Origin of the sequence: Streptomyces sp. NPDC085931 (genome assembly GCF_044540565.1) — a bacterium.
In the GTDB taxonomy this organism is placed as follows: Bacteria; Actinomycetota; Actinomycetes; order Streptomycetales; family Streptomycetaceae; genus Streptomyces.
Genome location: NZ_JBITSK010000002.1, coordinates 256,220 through 276,169 on the forward strand (window position 1 = coordinate 256,220; position 19,950 = coordinate 276,169).

The 19,950-nt window shown below is 76.0% G+C and carries 1 protein-coding gene; it reads right to left on the reverse strand.

Features of this window, described 5'->3' with window-relative positions; all coding sequences use genetic code 11:
- Window positions 1-23: 23 nt before the first annotated feature.
- A complete protein-coding gene (locus tag ACIGAN_RS04170; protein WP_399854738.1) occupies window positions 24-19,937 on the reverse strand; it encodes a non-ribosomal peptide synthase/polyketide synthase in 19,914 nt (6,637 codons plus the stop codon).
- Window positions 19,938-19,950: the final 13 nt, after the last annotated feature.

The window sequence follows — 19,950 nt, forward strand, 5'->3', positions numbered from 1 at the left end:
GGCCCGGCCGACGGGGCGGGGTGTCACCGGCGCTCGCGGGCGTGGCGGGCGATGTGGCGCAGTGCCTGGGCGAAGTCCTCGGCGACCCGGCGCACGGTGCCGGTGGCGTGCAGGGCGGGCCGGTGGTGCCAGGTGAAGGACAGCCGGCCGCGCTGGACGGCGCCGACGATCTCCAGCGGGTGGGAGCCGCTGTCGCGCGGGTCGTGGTGGCGGCCGAACGAGCCGTGTTCGGCGCGGACGAGTCCGTCGCCGGGGTTCTCCGGGCGGGCGTCCCACTGCCCGAGGTAGTTGAAGACGACCTGGCCGTGGGCGGCGCGTCCCAGGCGCTCGCGTACCTCGGGCGGTCCGAAGGTGCGCAGCGCGCCGAACCCGAGGCCGTTGCCGGGTACGGCGCGCAGCTGGCGGCGCACCGACTTCACCAGGGTGCGCCAGTCGCGGTCGGGGCCGAGGCCGGCGGGTTCGGGGACCTGGAGGGCGACGGGGTGGACGGTGGTGAACCAGCCGACCGTGCGGGTCAGGTCGACGTCGTCGAGGACGTCCTCGCGGCCGTGCCCCTCCAGGTCCAGGCGGACGTCCTCGCGGCCGGTCCAGCGGGCCAGGGCGAGGGCGAGGGCGGCGAGCAGGACGTCGTTGACGCGGGTGCGGTAGGCGGTCGGCGCGGCGCGCAGCAGGGCTTCGGTGTCCGCCTCGTCCAGTTCGACGGTGAGCGTGTCGACGGTGCCGGTGTCGGGCCCGGCCGCCGGCTCGGCCGGCAGCGGTCCGGTGTCCACCGCGCGTTCCCAGTAGGGCAGTTCGTGGTCGAGGGCGCCGGAGGCGACGTGTGCGGCGAGGCCGCGGGCCCAGTCGCGGAAGGAGGTGGTGCGTTCGCCCAGTGCCACGGGTCCGCCCTGGGCGGCCTGCCGGTATGCGGCCTCCAGGTCGTCGCGCAGGATGCGCCAGGACACGGCGTCCACGACCAGGTGGTGGGCGACCAGGAGGAGGAAGTCGGGCCGGTCGGCGGCGCCGGTGAACAGGGCCGCCCGCAGGAGAGGACCACGCGCGAGGTCGAAGCCGGTGTGCAGGTGGTCGGCGGCCTTCTCCATCGCCGCGTCGGCGTCGGTGGGCGCCAGCCCGCCGAGGTCGTGGTGGGTCAGGAGCCCGTCGCGGTCGGTGTCGGCCGCCGGCGGGTTGTACTGGCGCCAGCCGTCCCCGCCCTGGCTGAACCGCATGCGCAGGGCGTCGTGGTGGTCGAGCAGGGCGTTGAGGGCCGTTTCGAGGGCGGTGGCGTCCACGCCGGGGGCGAGTTCCACCAGCAGGGACTGGTTGAAGTGGGCGTGGCTGGCGCGCTGTCCGGTCAGGAACCACTCCTGGATCGGGGTGAGCGGCACCTCCCCGCTCACCGCCTCCTGCCCGGTGTGCCGGGGCGCGGTGGTGACGACGCCGGCCAGCTCGGCGACGGTCTGGTGGGTGAACAGGTCGCGGGTGGTCACGTGCAGCCCGTCGCGTCGCATCCGGGAGACGACCTGCATGCTCAGGACGGAGTCGCCGCCGAGGTGGAAGAAGTTGTCGTGCGCCCCGACGTCGGCCACGCCGAGGACATCGCCCCAGATGCGGGCGATGCGGCGTTCGGTGTCGGTGCGCGGCGGCGTGTGCGGGCCGGTGGCGGAGTGCGCGGGCCCGGGTTCGGGCAGGGCGTTGCGGTCGGTCTTGCCGTTCGGGGTGAGCGGCAGCCGGTCCAGCGGCACGAACGCCGAGGGGATCATGTGTGCCGGGAGCAGCCCGGCGAGGTGGTCGCGCAGCTCGGGTACGGGCAGGGTGTCCGGGGTGCCGTCGGCGGGGACGACGTGGGCGACCAGCCGGGCGCCGGAGCGGCCGTCCGGGTCGCTTCCGCCGGCGCGTACGGTGACCACCGCGTCGCGCACCAGCGGGCTGCCGCGCAGCGCGCTCTCGATCTCCCCGGGTTCGATGCGGTAGCCGCGCAGTTTGAGCTGGGCGTCGGCGCGTCCGGCGAAGCGGAGTTCGCCGTTCGCGTCCCAGCGGGCGCGGTCGCCCGTGCGGTACATGCGCTCCCCGGTGGCGCCGAACGGGTCGGCGACGAAACGGGACGCGGTCAGGCCGGGCCTGCCGAGGTAGCCGCGGGCCAGGCCGGGTCCGGAGAGGTAGAGGTCGCCGGTGACGCCGGGCGGGACGGGGCGCAGGGCCGCGTCGAGGACGTGGACGCGGCTGGCCCCCGCCGGGCGTCCGATGGGCGGGGCGCCCGTGCCCGGGGTGAGCGGGCCGGTCCAGGTGGCGACGACGGTGGCCTCGGTCGGGCCGTACGAGTTGATCATCCGTCGGCCGGGGGCCCACCGTTCGACGAGGTGGGCGGGGCAGGCCTCGGCGCCGACGATGAGGGTGCGCAGGTGCGGCAGGGCGTCGGCGGTGGCCGGGTCGACCGTCGCGAGGGCGGCGGGCGGGATCAGGGTGTGGCTGACGCGCCGCTCGGCGAGGGCCTGGGCGAGGCGCTCGCCGACGAGGGGGCCCTCCTCCCCGGTGAGCAGGGTGGCGCCGCTGAGCAGGGACACGCACAGCTCCAGCACGGAGGCGTCGAAGCTGGGTGAGGCGAACTGCAGGACCCGGTCGCCGGGGCCCGCGTCATAGCGGTCGGCGGCCGAAGCGGCGAAGGCGGCGAGGCCGCGGTGCGTCACAGTGACGCCCTTGGGGGTGCCGGTGGAGCCGGAGGTGTAGATCACGTACGCCGGGTGGTCGACGGTGAGCGGGCAGGTGCGGTCGGCGTCCGTGGGCGCGGTGTCGGGGCCGTCGGCGTCCCACACGGCGGCGGGGTCGTCCAGGACGAGCCGGGCTCCGGCGTCGCGGAGCATGAACTCCCGGCGCTGCCGCGGGTAGTCGGGGTCGACGGGCAGGAAGGCGCCGCCGGCCTTGGTGACGGCGAGCTGCGCCACGACGGTCTCGGCGCTGCGGGGCAGGGCCAGCGCGACGATCCGCTCGGGTCCCACGCCCCGGGCGATGAGGTGGTGGGCCAGCCGGTTGGCGGCGCGTTCGACGTGCGCGTACGTCAGCTCCCGGCCGTCGGCGTCGGCCAAGGCGATCGCGTCGGGGGTGTGGGCGGCCTGTCGTTCGAACAGCTCGGGCAGGGTGGCCGCCGGGACCGGGCGGGCGGTGCCGCGGCCCTGGTCGAGGACGGCCTTGAGGGTCTCGTCGGTGGCCAGGGGCAGGGCGCCCAGGGGCCGGTCGGGGTTCTCGGCGACGGCGGTCAGAAGGGTGGCGAGCTGGTCGGCCATGCGTTCGGCGGTGGCCGTGTCGAACAGGTCGGTGTTGTAGGTGAGGACACCGTGGAGTTCGCCGGTGCCGGTCTCGGCGAACTCCAGGGTGAGGTCGAACGCGGCGTGCCGCAGCTCGGTGTCGACGTCGCCGGCCTCCAGGCCGGGCAGGTCGAGGGTGGCGGCCGGGGCGTTCTGGAGGACGACCATGACCTGGAACAGCGGGGTGCGGCTGGTGTCGCGGACCGGCTGCACCTCGTCCACGACCTGCTCGAACGGCGCCTCCTGGTGGGCGAAGGCGTCCAGGACGGTCCCGCGGACCTCGTCGAGGAACTCGGGGAAGGGGCGGTCGGGTTCGACGCGGGAGCGCAGGACGAGGGTGTTGACGAAGAACCCGACGAGGTGCTGGACCTCGGCGCGGTCGCGGCCGGAGGTGACCGTGCCGACGGTGATGTCCTCGCCGCCGGTCAGCCGGGCCAGGTAGGCCTGGGCGGCGGCGACCAGCGTGGTGAACAGGGTGGCCTGCCGGTCCCGGCCCACCCGGGCGAGCCGGCGGGTGGTGTCGCGGGGCAGGACGAGCCGCACGGAGGCGCCGGGGTGGGTGCGCACCGGCGGGCGGGGCCGGTCGGTGGGCAGGTCCAGCGTCTCCAGCCCGGCCAGGTGCTCCTTCCAGTACGCGAGGTGGTGGTCGGTGCCGCGCCCGCGCTGCCAGTGCGCGTAGTCGGCGTACTGCACCGGCAGCGGCGGCAGCGTGCCGGCCTCCGCGCCGAGCCGGGAGCGGTAGAAGTGGGCGAGGTCGCCGGTGAGCACGCCGGTGGACCAGCCGTCGGTGACGATGTGGTGCAGGGTCAGCGTCAGGACGTGCTCGTCGTCCGCGAGCCTGATCAGACCGGTGTGCAGGAGCGGGCCGCGCCGCAGGTCGAAGGTGCGGGCGCGTTCGGCGTCCAGCAGGTCCGCGAGCCGGGCGTCGCGGTCGCCGTCCGGGAGCGCCGACAGGTCGTGCAGGGTCAGCGGCACGTCTCCGGCCGGGTGGACGATCTGCACGCCGTGGCCGTCGACCGCGTCGAAGGTGGTGCGCAGCGCCTCGTGCCGCTCGACCAGCGCGTGCAGCGCCGCGGTGAGGGCGGGCACGTCGAGCCGGCCGCGCAGTCGCAGGGCCAGCGAGGTGACGTACTCGCCGCTGCCGGGCGCGAACTCCTCCAGGAACCACAGGCGTTGCTGGGCGTACGACATGGGGGCGGGCGTGTCCCGGGTGACGGGGACGATCGCCGTGGACTCGGTGTCGCCGGGGCGTTCCTCGGTGAGCAGGGCGGCGAGGGCCTCGGGGGTCGGGTGGGTGAAGACCGCGCGCGGCGACAGCTCGGTGCCGAACGCCTCGGACAGGCGCACGGCCAGCCGGATGCTGAGGATGGAGTCGCCGCCCAGCTGGAAGAAGTCGTCCCGCACGCCGGGGCGCGGCACGGACAGGACGTCGGCGAAGATCTCCACCGCGCGGCGCTCCGCGTCGGTGCGCGGTGCGGCCGGCGCCCCCTGCGCTGCGCCGCTGGCGGGCTCCGGCGCCGGAAGCGCCGCCCGGTCGACCTTGCCGTTGCGGCTGAGCGGCAGCGCGGGCAGGACGACGAACGCCGACGGCACGAGGTAGTCCGGCAGGGAGCGCCGGGCGAACTCCCGCAGGGCGGTGACGTCTTCGGAGCCGACCACGTAGGCCACCAGACGGCGGCTGCCGGGCCGGTCCTCGCGGGCCAGCACCGCCACGTCGCTGACGGCGGGGTGCGCGGCGAGGACCGTCTCGACCTCGCCGGGTTCGACGCGGAAGCCGCGGATCTTCACCTGGTCGTCGGCGCGGCCGAGGAACTCCACGGTGCCGTCGGCGCGGCGGCGGGCCAGGTCGCCGGTGCGGTACATGCGGCTGCCGGGCGGGCCGGCCGGGTCGGCGAGGAAGCGGGCCGCGGTGTCGCCGGGGCGGCCCAGGTAGCCGCGGGCCACGCCCTCGCCGGTGAGGTACAGCTCACCGGGGCAGCCCGGCGGCACGGGCCGCAGCCGCCGGTCGAGGACGTGCACGCGCATGTCGTCGAGCGGGTGGCCGATGGGCACGGTGTCGGGGACGGTGGCCGCGTCGGTGAGCGGGAAGGACGTGGCGAACGTCGTGGTCTCGGTGGGGCCGTAGCCGTCCACGACCGCCAGGCCGGGGCAGGCGGCCAGGACACGGCGTACGGCCGCCGCGGGTACGACGTCGCCGCCGGTCCACACCTGGCGCAGCCCGGTGAAGCAGTCCGGTGCGTCCTGGGCGAGGAGGCGGAAGAGACCGGCGGTCAGCCACAGCGCGCTCAGGCCGCAGTCGTGGACCAGCCGCCTCAGCAGCGCGGCGTCCAGGGGCTGCGGGGGTGCCACGACGACGCAGCCGCCGGTGAGCAGCGGCGCCCACACCTCGAAGGTGGCGGCGTCGAAGGCCACCGGGGAGTGCAGCAGCACCCGTTCGCACACACCGCCGGTGAAGCGGCCGTCGGTGGCGAGGGCCGCCACGTCACGGTGGCGTACGGCGACCGCCTTCGGCTCGCCCGTCGACCCGGAGGTGAACATCACGTAGGCGAGCCGGTCGGGGTCCGCCGGTGGGGCGGCGGGTGCGCCGGGTGCCGGCGTGCGCGCGGCGGTGACGTCCTCGGCCGTCAACTCGGCCGTGACGCCCGCGCGTCGGATCAGCGTGCGGCGCCGGTCCTCGGGTGCGCGGCCGTCCACGGGCACGTAGGCGCCGCCCGCCTTGAGGACGGCGAGCTGGGCGACGACGAGTTCGGCGCTGCGGTCCATCAGCAGGGCCACCCGGCCCTCGGCCCGCAGTCCGCCGGTGAGGAGCAGGGAGGCCACTGCGTCCGACCACTCATGGAGCTGACGGTACGTCAGGTGCGTGTCGCCGTCGCGCAGCGCGGGTGCCTCGGGGGTGCGGCGGGCCTGCTCGGCGAACAGGGCGACGGGGCTGCGCGGCCCGGCGCTGCGGACGGGGGTGTTCCACCGCTCCAGCAGGGCGTGGTCGTCCTCGGTCAGCGCCTCCAGGCCGGTGACGTCCGCGTCGGTCTCCAGGGCGTCGGCGAGGGCGCGCAGGACGACCGTGAGCCGGTCCGCGAGGCGTTCGGCGGTGTCCGCGTCGAACAGGCCGGAGTCGTAGGCGAGGTCGATGCCGAGGCGGTCGCCGAGGTGGGCGCGCAGGCACAGCGGGAAGGTGGGCGCGTCCTCGGCACGGACCTCCTCGACCTGCACGCCCGTGCGGGCCGTGGCGGACTCGTCGACGGGGTAGTTCTCGAACACCACCATGCTGTCGAACAGTGCCTCGCCGGCCGGTGTGTCGCTCAGCGCCTGGATGCGCGGCAGGGCGAGGAAGTCGAAGCGCCGGGTGTCGCTCTGGCGCTCCTGCACCTCGCGCAGCCAGGCCACCGCTCCCCCGCCCGCGACGCGGACGCGGGTGGGCACGGTGTTGATGAACATGCCGATCATGGATTCCACGCCGGGCAGTTCGGCCGGGCGGCCGGAGACGGTGGTGCCGAACACGACGTCGTCGCGGCCGCTGTGGCGGGCCAGCAGCAGCGCCCAGGCGCCCTCGACGACGGTGTTCACGGTGAGCCCGGACCGGGCGGCACTCCGCCGCAGCCGCACCGACAGGTCCTCGTCCAGCCGCCGGTGGGTCAGGGCGGCGGCGCGGGCGCGATGCTCCTCGGCCGGCGTGCGGTCGTACGGCAGCGGGGTGCGGTCGGTGAACCCGGCGAGGGTGTCGGCCCAGTGGGCTTCGGCGGCGCTCTCGTCCTGGTCGTGCAGCCAGCGCAGGAAGTCGGCGAAGGGGCGCCTGACCGGTGCGGGGGCCGCCCGGCCGCCGGTGAGCGCGGCGTAGCGCTCGCACACCTCGGTGAGGAGCTGTCCGGTGCTCCAGCCGTCCAGGATCAGGTGGTGGGAGGACCACAGCAGCAGGATCTCGTCGCCGGGCAGCGCGGCCAGGGCGATGCGGGTGAGGGGTGCGGTGGTCAGGTCCATGCCCGCCGCCCGGTCGGCGGCCAGCAGGTCCTCGGTGGCCGCGTCGCGCTCCCCGGGCGTCAGGTCCCGCCAGTCCAGGTGGGTGACGGGCAGCTCGACGTGCCGGTGCACGACCTGCACGGGGTGCGGCAGGCCCTGCCAGTGGACGCTGGTGCGCAGGGCCTCGGTGTGGTCGGCGACCTGCTGCCAGGCGGCGGCGAAGGCCTGCGGGTCGCTCACCCCGGACAGGCGCACGGCCACGCGGTCGGAGTAGGCGCCCTCGGTGTCCACCAGGCCGTGGAAGAGCATGCCGGCCTGCAGCGGTGTCAGCGGCAGGACGTCGGCCACGTGTCGGCCGTCGCCCACCAGGCGGTCCAGGTCGCTCTGCCCGAGCCTGGCCAGCGGGAAGTCGGACGGGGTGCGGCCGCCCGCGTCCGGGCGGGCGCAATGGGCCGCGATCTCGCGCAGCGCCGCGCACATGTCCTCGGCGAGCGCGCGGACGGTGGACTCGTCGTAGACGGCCGGCGGGTAGGTCCAGCCGAGTTCGAGCCGGCCGCCCTGCACCACGCCGGTGATGTCCAGCAGGTAGGGCCGGGGGGCGTCGGGGTCGGTGTCGGAGCCGGCCGGGGGCAGGGCCGCGCCGTACAGGCCGCTGCCACCCCCGTCGGCGTCCCACCGGCCGTGGTAGTTGAAGCCGACCCGGGGCGCCGGGGCGCCGGCCAGCGGGCTGTCGGGCAGCAGGTGGCGCAGCGCGCCGTGGCTCAGGCCGTGCAGGGGGACCGCGCGCAGTTGTTCCTTGACCGAGCGCAGGGTGTCGTGCCAGCCGGCGTCGGGGGCGACGGTCAGCGCGAGGGGGAACTCGGCGGTGAACCAGCCGACCGTGCGGGACAGGTCCAGGTCGACGAAGAGGTCCTCGCGGCCGTGGCCCTCGACGCCGACCAGGACGCTGTCGCGTCCGCACCAGCGGGCCAGGGTGCGGCCGAGGGCGCTGAGCAGGACGTCGTTGACCTGGGTGCGGTAGACCTCCGGGACCTGCCGCAGCAGGGCCTCGGTGGTCTCCGGCTCCAGTTCCACGGTGACCGTGGCGGCGGTGCCGTGGGTGTTCGGGCCGGGGCGGCCCGCGGGCAGCTCGGCGGGGGCCTCGGCGGTACGCCGCCAGTGGGCGAGGTCGCCGTCCAGGGCGCCGGAGCGGGTGTGGGCCTCCAGGCGGGCCGCCCAGGTGCCGTACGCGGTGGTGACCTGGGGCAGCTCGACGGGGTGTCCGGCGGCGGCCTGCCGGTGGGCGGTCTCCAGGTCGCCGAGCAGGATGCGCCAGGAGACGCCGTCGACGGCCAAGTGGTGCACGAGGAACAGCAGTTGAGCAGGTGCGTGCGGGCCGCGGTCGAGGAGCAGGACACGTACCACCCGGCCCTCGGTGGGATCGAGGGCGGCGCGGGCCTCGTCCGCGAGGCGGGCCGCCTCGGTCTCCAGGGCGGGGCCGTCGAGGCCGGTCACGTCGTGCCGGGTGACGGTGCCGTCCGGGACGCCGGGCAGGACCTCCTGACGCCAGCCGTCCTCGTGGCGGCGGAAGCGGGTGCGCAGCGCCGGGTGGTGGCGCACGAGGGCGTCGGCGGCGGTGCGCAGGGCCATCAGGTCGGTGCCGGGGGCCAGTTCGAGACGCTGGGACATGGTGAAGCGCAGCGGGTCGCCGGGGCGCCGGCCGTCGAGGTACCAGTGCTGGATGGGGGTGAGCGGCGCCTCGGCGGGGGCGGTCGAGTCGGTGGCGGCCGGCGTCGACTCGGTGACGCGCAGGGCGAGTTCGGCGACCGTCTGGTGGCGGAAGACGTCCTTGGTGGTGAGGGCGAGTCCGGCCTGGCGGGCGCGGGAGACGATCTGGATGCTGAGGATCGAGTCGCCGCCGAGCGCGAAGAAGTTGTCGCGCGCGCCGACCCGTTCGACGCGCAGGACGTCCGCCCAGATCGTCGCGAGGGTCTGTTCGGTGCCGGGGCGGGGGGCGACGTAGGTGGCGGTGGTGTCGGGCTGCGCGGGCGGGGCGGGCAGGGCGCGCCGGTCGGTCTTGCCGCTGGTGGTGCGCGGGATCCGGGTCAGCGGGACGAACGCCGCGGGCACCATGTGGTCCGGCAGGGTGCGGCGCAGCGCGAGACGCAGTTCGTCGGCGGCCGGGGCGGTGTCCCCGGCGGGCACCAGGTACGCCACGAGCATCAGCCGGCCCGCGTGCTCGCGTGCCGTGACGACGGCGTCGGTGACGTCCGGGTGGGCGAGCAGCGCGGCCTCGACCTCGCCGGGCTCGATGCGGAACCCGCGGATCTTGATCTGTTCGTCGGCGCGGCCGAGGAACTCCAGCACTCCCTCTTCGTCGCGGCGGGCGCGGTCGCCGGTGCGGTACATCCGCTCCCCCGGCGCGCCGAACGGGTCGGCGAGGAACCGCGTCGCCGTCAGCCCGGGGCGGTTCAGGTAGCCGCGGGCGACCTGCGCGCCGGCGAGGTACAGCTCGCCGGGCGTGCCGGGCGGCACCGGGCGCAGGGCGCCGTCCAGGACGTAGGCGCGCAGGTTGGCGCCGGGGCGTCCGATGACCGGCCTCTCGGGGCGGTCGGTGACGCGGCCGTAGGTGGCGTCGACGGTGCACTCGGTGGGGCCGTACATGTTGTAGGCGGTGACGCCGAGTCGGGCGGCGGCGCACAGTTCGCGCCAGGTGTCGGGGCCCGTCACCTCGCCGCCGACCAGCAGGACGCGGGGGTGGTGGCGGCCGGGCGCGAGGAGTCCCGCGGCGAGCAGTTCGCGCAGGAAGGACGGGGTGACGTTGACCAGGTCGAGGCGCCGTTCGGTGATCTGCGCGCAGAACGCCTCCGGGTCCAGGCGTACGTCGTCGTCGACGAGGTGGACCTCCTGGCCGAGGGCGAGCAGCAGCGGCCCCTCCCAGGAGGTGTCGAAGGAGAACGAGGCGCTGAGCGCGGCGCGCAGCCGCTGTCCGTCCGCGGTGTGCGGGGCGACGAGCCCTGCGCGGTGGTCGTGGCAGAGGTTGACCAGCTGGCGGTGTGCCACGACCACGCCCTTGGGGCGGCCGGTGGAGCCGGAGGTGTAGACGATGTAGGCGGCGTGGTCCGGGCGCAGGGGGGCCGGGCGGTCGTGGTCGGTGGGGTTGTGGGCGGGCAGCCGGTCCCAGGGGGTGGCGCGCAGCGCGTCGGGGGTGAGCACGGTGTGCGGGGCGGCGTCCGCGAGGAGCCCGGCGGCGCGTTCGGCGGGCAGGTCGGGGTCGAGGTAGAGCAGGGTGGCGCCGGCCTTGGCGACGGCGAGGACCGCGACCATCAGCCCGGAGGTGCGCGGCAGCCGGACGGCGACCACCCGCTCGGGGCCGGTGCCCTGGGCCAGCAGGTGGTGGGCGAGCCGGTTCGCGCGGTCGTTCAGGGCGGCGAAGTCGAGGGTGGCGTCGCGGGCCACCAGGGCGGTGGTGTGCGGGGTGCGGGCGGCCTGCGCCTCGAAGAGGGCGGGGAAGGTGGTGTCCGGGACGGTGAGGTGCGCGCCCTGCCCGTCGCGCAGCACCCGTCGCCGTTCGCCGGCGGTCATCAGCTCCAGCGCCCGGACGTCGCGGTCCGGGTCCTGCGCCGCCGCCTCCAGCAGCAGCCGCAGGCGGGCGGCCAGGCGGCGGGCGGTGTCCGCGTCGAACAGGCCGGTGTTGTACTCCAGATGGCCGGTGACGCCGCCGTCGCCCTCCACGAAGTCGAAGGCCAGGTCGAAGGTGGCGTGCCGGACCGGCGGCAGCACCGGTTCGGCGTCCAGGCCCGGCAGCGCGGGTGCCTCGGCGCCCAGGTTGTGCAGGGCGACCATGACCTGGAACAGGGGCGTGCGGCTGGTGTCCCGTTCGGGCTGGAGGGCGTCCACCAGCCGTTCGAAGGGCACGTCCTGGTGGGCGAACGCGTCCAGGACGGTGCCGCGCACCTGCTCCAGGAGCGCGCGGAACGACGTGCCGGGCCGCACCTCGTTGCGCAGCACGAGGGTGTTGACGAACATGCCGACGACGTCGTGCAGTTCGGGCCGCTCGCGGCCGGCGGTGACGGTGCCGACGGCGAAGTCGTCCTGGTCGGCCCAGCGGGACAGCAGGACCGTGCACGCGGTGAGCAGGGTCATGTAGAGGGTGGCGTCGGCCTCCCGGCCCCGCTCGCGCAGCCGGTCGGTCAGTTCGGCGGGCAGGGTGAAGGTCATGAGCGCGCCGTCGCGGGTGCGGACGGCGGGACGCGGCCGGTCGGTCGGCAGCTCCAGCGGCGGCACCCCGGCCAGCTTCTCGCGCCAGTGGGCGAGTTGCCGCTCGACCTGGTCGGTGCGGGCGCGCTGCCACGTGGCGTGGTCGGCGTACCGCACGGGCAGTTCGGGGAGTTGCGGGCCGCGGCCTTCGTGAGCGGCCGTGTACAGCTCGCCCAGGTCCCGGCCGAGGACGCCGAGCGACCAGCCGTCGGTGACGATGTGGTGGACGGCGAGGGCCAGCACGTGCTCGTCGTCCGCCGTGCGGGCCAGGCGGGCGCGCAGCAGCGGCCCGGTCGCCAGGTCGAAGGGCGTGGCGGCCTCGCGCTCCAGCCACTCGTCCACCGCGGCGCGCGGATCGGATGCGGCGGTGAGGTCGTCCACGGTGAGGGCGGCCGGGTGCGGTGGGTGCACCACCTGCCGGGGCTGCCCGTCCTGTTCGGTGAAGGTGGTGCGCAGGGCCTCGTGGCGGGCGACGAGGCCGTCCAGGGCGGTGCGCAGGGCCCGTTCGTCGAGCGGGCCGCGCAGGCGCAGCACGGACAGCGTCGTGTACTCGGTGCTGCCGGGCTCGAACCGGTCGAGGAACCACAGGCGTTGCTGGGCGTACGACAGGGGCGCCGGGGTCTGCGGGGCGGTCGCCGGGATCGCGTCGGCGGGCGCGGCGGCGGCGTCGCCCACCGGGTCGCCGAGTTCGGCGGCGAGCGCGGACAGCGTGCTGTGGGTGAACAGCAGGCGGGGAGACACGTCCGGGCCGAAGGCGGCGCGCAGCCGGGCGGTGACGCGGACGGCGAGGATGGAGTCGCCGCCGAGCGCGAAGAAGTCGTCCCCGGCGTGCACCTCCCGGACCCCGAGGACGTCCGACCAGGCGGCGGCGACGGCCCGTTCGGCGGGGGTGCGCGGTGCGGTCCGGTCGGTGCCGGCGGCGTAGCCGTCCGCCGTGGGGGCGGGCAGGGCGCGCCGGTCGAGTTTGCCGTTGACGGTGAGCGGGAGGGCGTCCATCGGGACGTAGGCGGCGGGCACCATGTGGGCGGGCAGCAGCCGTTCCAGGTGGGCGCGCAGCTCGGCCGCCGGGGGTGTGGCACCGCCGGTGCCGACGACGTGCGCCACCAGTCGGCGGGTGCCGGAGGCGTCCTCGAACACGCCGACGGCGGCGTCGGTGACCCCGGGGTGGGTGTGCAGGGCGGCCTCGATCTCGCCGGGCTCGATGCGGTAGCCGCGGATCTTCACCTGGACGTCCGCGCGGCCCAGGTACTCCAGGGTGCCGTCCGCCCGCCACTTCGCCCGGTCGCCGGTGCGGTACATGCGGCTGCCGGCCGGGCCGAACGGGTCGGCAAGGAACCGGGTGGCGGTCAGGCCGGGGCGGCCCAGGTAGCCGCGGGCCAGGCCCTCCCCCGCCACGTACAGCTCGCCGGTCGCGCCCGGCGGCAGGGGCGCCAGGTCCGCGTCGAGCACGTAGAGCCGCAGGTCGGGTATGCCGACGCCGATGGGGCTGGCGGGGCCGTGCGCGGCGGTGGCGGGGTCGAGCGGGGCGTGGGTGACGTGCACGGTGGTCTCGGTGATGCCGTACATGTTGACCAGGCGCGGGGTGTCGGCCGGGTGGCGGGTCCACCAGTCGGCGAGCCGGCCGACGTCGAGGGCCTCGCCGCCGAAGATCACGGTGCGCAGGGTGAGGCGGGCACCGGTGTCCGGGTGTTCGGCGTCGGCGCGGACCAGCGGGTAGAACGCGGACGGCGTCTGGTTGAGGACGGTGACCCCCTCGTCGGCCAGCAGCCGCAGGAAGTCCTCCGGGGAACGGGCGGTCTCGTCGGGCACGACGACGAGCCGGCCGCCGTGCAGCAGCGGGCCCCACAGCTCCCACACGGAGAAGTCGAACGCGTAGGAGTGGAACAGCGTCCACACGTCGTCCGGGCCGAACGCGAACCACGGGCGGGTGCGGGTGAACAGCCGCACCACGTTGGCGTGCGGGATCACCACGCCCTTGGGGCGGCCGGTGGAGCCGGAGGTGTAGATGGCGTAGGCGGGGCTCTCCGGCAGGGGGCGGCGGGCCGGGTGGGGTCCTGTGGTCGGGCGCCGGGCGAGGTCGGCTTCCTCGTCCGGGGCGTCGAGCAGGACGACGGGCACAGCGGTGCCGTCGAGGCGGCCCGCGGTGTCGCGGGTGGTCACCAGCGTCACCGGGGAGGCGTCGGTGAGGAGGTGGGCGACGCGTTCCGCGGGCGAGTTCGGGTCGATCGGCAGATAGGCCGCGCCGGTCTTCAGCACGGCGAGGATCGCGACGACCTGGTCGGTGGAGCGGGGCAGGGCGAGGGCGACGAACCGCTCGGGCGCGGCGCCGAGTTCGGCGAGCCGGTGGGCGAGCCGCCCGGCGCGGGCGTCGAGGGTCGCGTAGTCGAGGTGCTCGGTTCCGCAGGTGACGGCGGTGGCGCCGGGGGTGCGGGCGGCCTGCGCCTCGAACAGGTCCACCAGTGTCCCGGTGGGGCGGCCGGACTCGGTGCCGTTCCAGTCGGTGAGGATGCGGCGCCGTTCCTCGGGCGTCGTCCACGTCAGGGCGCGCAGCGGCCGGTCGGTGCCGTCGGCGAGCCCGGTCAGGAGCAGGCAGAGCCGGTCGGCGAGGGCGCGGACGGTCGCCGCGTCGAACAGGTCCGGGTCGTAGGCGAGGTCGAAACCGAGGCGCTCGCCGTGGTAGGCGCGCAGGACGAGCGGGTAGTTGGTGGCGTCGCGGGAGGTCACCTCGGCCAGCCGGATCCCGGACCCGGCCGTGCGGGCCTCGTCGAAGGGGTAGTTCTCGAAGGCGACCATGCTGTGGAAGAGCGGACTGCCGGACGGCACGTCGCTCAGCTGGGTCAGCTCGGCGAGCGATACGGCCGCGAACCGCCTCGACTCGGCCTGGGCGTCCTGGAGTTCGCGGAGCCAGGCCCCGGCGGGACGCCCGGCGTCGACGCGGACCCGGGTGGGCACGGTGTTGATGAACATGCCGACCATCGACTCGACGCCGGGCAGGTCGTCGGGCCGCCCGGAGACGGTGGTACCGAACACCACGTCGTCCTGGGCGGCGTAGCGGGCCAGCAGCAGGGCCCAGGCGCCCTGGACGACCGTGTTGAGGGTGAGGCCGGCCGCACGCGCGGTGCGCGCGAGACGGGCCGACGCCTCCGCGTCCAGACCGGCCGTGTGCACCTCGGCCGAGCGGGCTTGGTGGGCCTCGCGCAGGGGCCGGTCGGTGGGCAGCGGGGTGGGTTCGGCGAACGCGGCGAGGACGCCCTGCCAGTGGGCGCGCGTGGCGTCGGGGTCCTGGTCGGCGAGCCAGCGCACGTAGTCGCCGAAGGGGCGCCGCAGCGGCGGGCGCGGCTCGGTGCCCGCGGTGAGCGCGGCGTACTCCTCGCACACCTCGGTCAGCACCTGGGCCAGGCTCCAGCCGTCCAGGATCAGGTGGTGGGAGGTCCACAGCAGATGCAGCCGGGCGTCGGGCAGTCGGACCAGGGTCAGGCGCATCAGGGGTGCGGCGGCCAGGTCGATGCCCCGGGCCAGGTCGTCGGCCCGCAGCCGGGCCAGGCGTTCGGCGCGGTCCGCCTCGTCCAGGTCGCGCCAGTCGAGATGCGTGACCGGCACGCGCACCTCGCGGCGCACGATCTGGAGGGGGACGGGCACGTCCTCCCAGACGACGCAGGTGCGCAGGGCGGGTGTGCGGTCGGTGACGCGCTGCCAGGCGACGGCGAAGGCGTGCGGGTCGGCGACGCCGTCGAGCAGCAGGCCGGCCTGGTCGACGTAGACGTCGTCGGGTCCGCCGACGAGCCGGTGGAAGAGCATGCCCTCCTGCAGCGGGGTGAGCGGCAGGACGTCCTCCACGTCCCGGCCGTCGCCGACGAGGCGGTCCAGGCGCTCCTGGTCGAGGCGGGCCAGCGGGAAGTCGGACGGGGTGCGGCCGCCCGCGCCGGGCCGGGCGCAGTGCTCGGTGATCGCGGCGAGCGCGCCGGTCATGCCGTCGGCGAGGGCGCGGACGGTGGCCTCGTCGTGCACCTGGTCGCTGTAGTGCCAGGTGATCCGCAGTTCGCCGTCGGTGACGACGGCGGAGACGTCGAGCAAGTGGTCCAGGGGTGTGTCCGGGGCGATGTCGCGGCCGGGTGCCTCGCCGGCCGGGGCGAAGTCGCCGCCGGCGGGGGCCTCCCACTGGCCGTGGTAGTTGAAGCTGATCTGCGGCAGCGGCACGTCCGCGAGGGCGCGGGCTGCCGGGTCGGGCGAACCGAGGCGGGCCAGGGCCTCGTAGCTCAGGCCGTGCCGGGGCACGGACCGCAGCCGCTCCTTCACGGCCTTGAGGGTGGCGCCCCAGTCGGGCGCCCCGGACGGTCCGGCGGGCGCGAGGGTGACGGGGTACTGGGCGGTGAACCAGCCCACCGTGCGGGACAGGTCCAGTGTGTCGTCCTCGCGGCCGTGGCCCTCCAGCAGGACGGTCACGCGCTCGGCGCCCGTCCGGTCGGCGAGGACCCGGCTCAGCGCGCCGAGCAGCACGTCGTTGACCTGGGTGCGGTAGACGGCGGGCACCCGGCGCAGCAGCGCCTCGGTGGTGGCGCGGTCCACGCGGCTGGTGAGGGTGCGGACCGAGCCGGCGAGCGGGGTGCCGGGGCGGTCCACGGGCAGCGGGGTGCGGGGCTCGGCGGCCTCGGCCGTCCAGTGCGGCAGGTCCGCGTCGAGTTCCCCTTCGCGCACCCGGCGCGACAGGTGCGCGGCCCAGTCGGTGAACGGTGTGGCGACGGGCTCCAGCCGGACCGCCTCTCCCCCGGCGGCCTGCCGGTAGGCCACCGTGAGGTCCGCGAGCAGGATGCGCCACGAGACGCTGTCCACCGCCAAGTGGTGTGCGGTGACGAAGAGTTGGGGGCGCTCGCCGGTGCGGGTGAACAGGGCGGCGCGCAGCAGGGCGCCGGTGGCCGGGTCGAGGGCGGCGCGGGCGGCCCCGGCGGCGCGTTCCCGCTCGGCCGCCGGGTCGGCGGCGCCGGAGAGGTCGTGGCGGGTGAGCAGGCCGCCGGCCGGGCCCTCGCCGGGGTGCTGGAGCCAGGCGTCCCCGGAGCGGGCGAAGCGGGTGCGCAGCGCCGGGTGGTGGGCGGCCAGCGCCTCCAGGGCGCGCTCCAGGGCGGGCTCGTCGAGGTCGTGGGGCAGGTCCAGCAGCATCGACATGGTGAAGTGCCGCAGCGGGCCGTGGGTGGCGAAGAACCACTCCTGCACGGGGGTCAGCGGCGCCGGGCCCTGCTCGGCGGGGCGCCGGGGGGCGGGCACCGGCGCGGTGCGCGCGGACGCGGCGGCGGCCAGGTCGGCGACGGTCTGGTGGCGGAAGACGTCCCGTGAGGTCAGGTGCAGCCCGGCCGCGCGGGCGCGGGAGACGGCCTGGATGCTGAGGATGGAGTCGCCGCCCAGTTCGAAGAAGTTGTCCGTCACGCCGACCCGGCGGGCGCCCAGCACCTCGGCCCAGATGCGGGCGAGGGTCTCCTCCTCGGGGGTGCGCGGGGCGACGAACTCCCGCTCCTGCTCGGCGCCTTCGAAGTCGGGCGCGGGCAGGGCACGCCGGTCGACCTTGCCGCTGACGGTCATCGGCAGGGCGTCGAGCACGGTGAAGGAGGACGGCACCATGTGGTCGGGCAGCGTCCGCCGTACGGCCGTCCGCACCTCCCCCGGCGCGGGCCGGGCGGCGGGGTCTGAGGGCACGAGGTAGGCGGCGAGCCGGACGTGGCCGTGCGGGTCGGTGACGGCGACGACCGCGGCGGCGGCGACCTCGGGCAGGTCGGTCAGGGCCGCCTCGACCTCGCCGGGTTCGATGCGGTGGCCGCGCACCTTGACCTGGTCGTCGGCGCGCCCCAGGTAGTCCAGGCGTCCGTCGGCGCTCCAGCGGGCCAGGTCGCCGGTGCGGTACATGCGGGTGCCGGGCGGGCCGAACGGGTCGGGCAGGAACCGCGCGGCCGTCAGTCCCGGCCGCCCGCTGTAGCCGCGGGCCAGTTGCACACCGGCCAGGTACAACTCGCCGCCGACGCCGGGCGGCACGGGCCGCAGCCGGTCGTCGAGGACGTAGGCGCGCACGTTGCGCAGCGGCCGTCCCACGGTCGGCCGGCCCTCGCCCTCGATGCGGCAGGCCAGCGCGTCGACGGTGCACTCGGTGGGCCCGTAGAAGTTGTACGCCGCCACGTCACGGCGAGCCGCCAGTTCCCGCCACAGGGCGGGTCCGACGGCCTCGCCGCCGAGCATGAGGACGCGCGGGTGGTGGCGCGGGTCGTCGAGCAGTCCGGCGGGCAGCAGCTGGCGCAGGTAGGTGGGGGTGAGGTCGAGGAAGTCGACGCGGTGCTCGACGACGTACGCGACCAGGGCGGCGGCGTCCAGGCGGGTCGTCTCGTCGACCAGGTGCAGCGGGTGGCCGTCGGCCATCAGCAGCACGCCCTCCAGGGAGGTGTCGAAGGAGAACGACGCCGTGAGCGCCACGTTCAGCGGCCCGCCGCCGGCCTCGGCGACGAACCCTGCGCGGTGGCCCGCCAGGAGGTTCGCGGCCGCCCGGTGGGTCACGGTCACGCCCTTCGGGCGGCCGGTGGAGCCGGAGGTGTAGATGACGTAGGCGGTGGTGTCGGGGTGCGGCGGGGCGAGCGGAGCAGCCGTGGCTCCGTCGGCCTCCCGCAGGGCGGCCTCGTCGAGGACGAGCGCGGGCCGCGCGTCCTCCAGCAGGAACCGCACCCGGTCCTCGGGCAGTGCCGGGTCCAGGGGGAGGTAGCCGGCGCCGGCCTTCCAGACGGCGAGGATCGCCACGATCATGTCGGCGGTGCGCGGCAGTCGCAGGGCGACCAGGCGCTCGGGTCCGGCTCCCCGCGCCACCAGGCGGCGGGCCAGGCGGTCGGCGCGGGCGTCGAGCGTCGCGTAGTCCAGGCGTACGTCGCCGGCGACCAGGGCGGTGGCGTGCGGGGTGCGGGCCGTCTGCCGGGCGAACAGCTCGGGCAGGGTCTCCTCGGGCACCGGGCGCGCGGTGTCGTTCCAGTCCCGCGTCACCTGGCGCTCCTGCTCGGGCGAGAGCAGGGGCAGGGCGCCGAGCGGCCGGTCGGGGCCGGCGGCGGCGCCGTCCAGGGTGCGCAGCAACTGGTCCGCCATGCGCTCGGCGGTGGCCGCGTCGAACAGGTCGGTGCGGTACTCCAGCAGGCCGGTCAGCCCGTCGCCGTCGGGCACGAACTCCACGCTCAGGTCGAACGTGGCGGCCCGCCGGGGCACGGCGACCGGGGAGGCGGTCAGACCGTGCGGGTCGGGTGCGGTGGGCGGCGCCGGGTGCAGCAGGACCATCACGTCGAACAGGGGGTTGCGGCCCGCCTCGCGGGTCGCGCCGACGGCCTCCACCAGCCGTTCGAACGGCGTGTCGCCGTGCGCGAAGGCGTCGTTGACGGTGTCGGCGGCGGCGGTGAGCAGCTGCCGGAAGGTGCCGCTCGTCTCGACGCGGGTGCGCAGCGCGACGGTGTTGACGAAGAACCCGACGGCCCGCTCCAGGTCGGTGCGTCCACGCCCGGGGGTGAGCGAGCCGACGGTGATGTCGTCCTGCCCGGACCAGCGGGCCAGCAGGGTCTGGCAGGCGGCGACCAGGGCGGTGAACAGGGTCGTGTGCTGCTCGGCCGCGAGCTGCTTCAGCCGGGCCGTGGTGGCCGCCGGGACGGTGAAGGTGTGCACCGCGCCCGCGCCGGACTCCTCCGCCCGGCGGGGCCGGTCCAGCGGCAGTTCGGGGGCGACCGCGCCCGACAGTCTCTCCTTCCAGTGCGCCAGCTGGCGCTCCAGCCGGGTGCCGGAGAGCTGCTCGCGCTGCCAGACGGCGAAGTCCGGGTACTGCGTGGCCACCGGCGCCAGTGCGGGCCGCGCGCCTCGGGCGAGGGCGTCGTAGGCGGTGCACAGTTCGTCCAGCAGGACGCCCATGGACCAGCCGTCGGTCACGATGTGATGGGCCGTCAGCAGCAGGACGTGGCTGTCGGGAGCCTCCCGCAGGAGCAGGGCGCGCAGCAGTGGCCCGGTCTCCAGGTCGAAGGGCCGCTCGTACTCGGCCAGCAGCGCGGCCTCCGGGTCTGCCTCGGCCTCGCCCGTGAGGTCGTGCACGGGCAGCGGGAGCGGCCCGGCCGGGTGGACGGTCTGCGCGGGGGTGCCGTCGTGCTCCTGGAACGTGGTGCGCAGCGCCTCGTGCCGTCCCACCACGTGCTCCAGCGCGGCGGACAGGGCGGTGTGGTCGAGGGCGCCGGTCAGGCGCAGCGCGACGGCGCTGTTGTAGCGCGGGTCGCCGGGGCGCAGCCGGTCCAGGAACCACAGGCGCTGCTGGGCGAAGGACAGCGGCAGCGGCCGGGTGCGGTCGGCGCGCGGGATGGCCTGCCGGGCGGCGCCCAGGGCGCCCGCGGCGGCCCGTCCGGCCAGCCGGCGGCGGAGTGCTTCCTGGAGGTCCTGCGGGAGGGCCTCGGCACGGTTTCGCTTCGAAGACGTCATGGTCGTCCGGTCC

Excerpts from the sequence above, each read along its gene's own strand:
- ACIGAN_RS04170 (WP_399854738.1), bottom strand. The coding sequence starts at position 19,937 with ATGACGTCTTCGAAGCGAAACCGTGCCGAGGCCCTCCCGCAGGACCTC.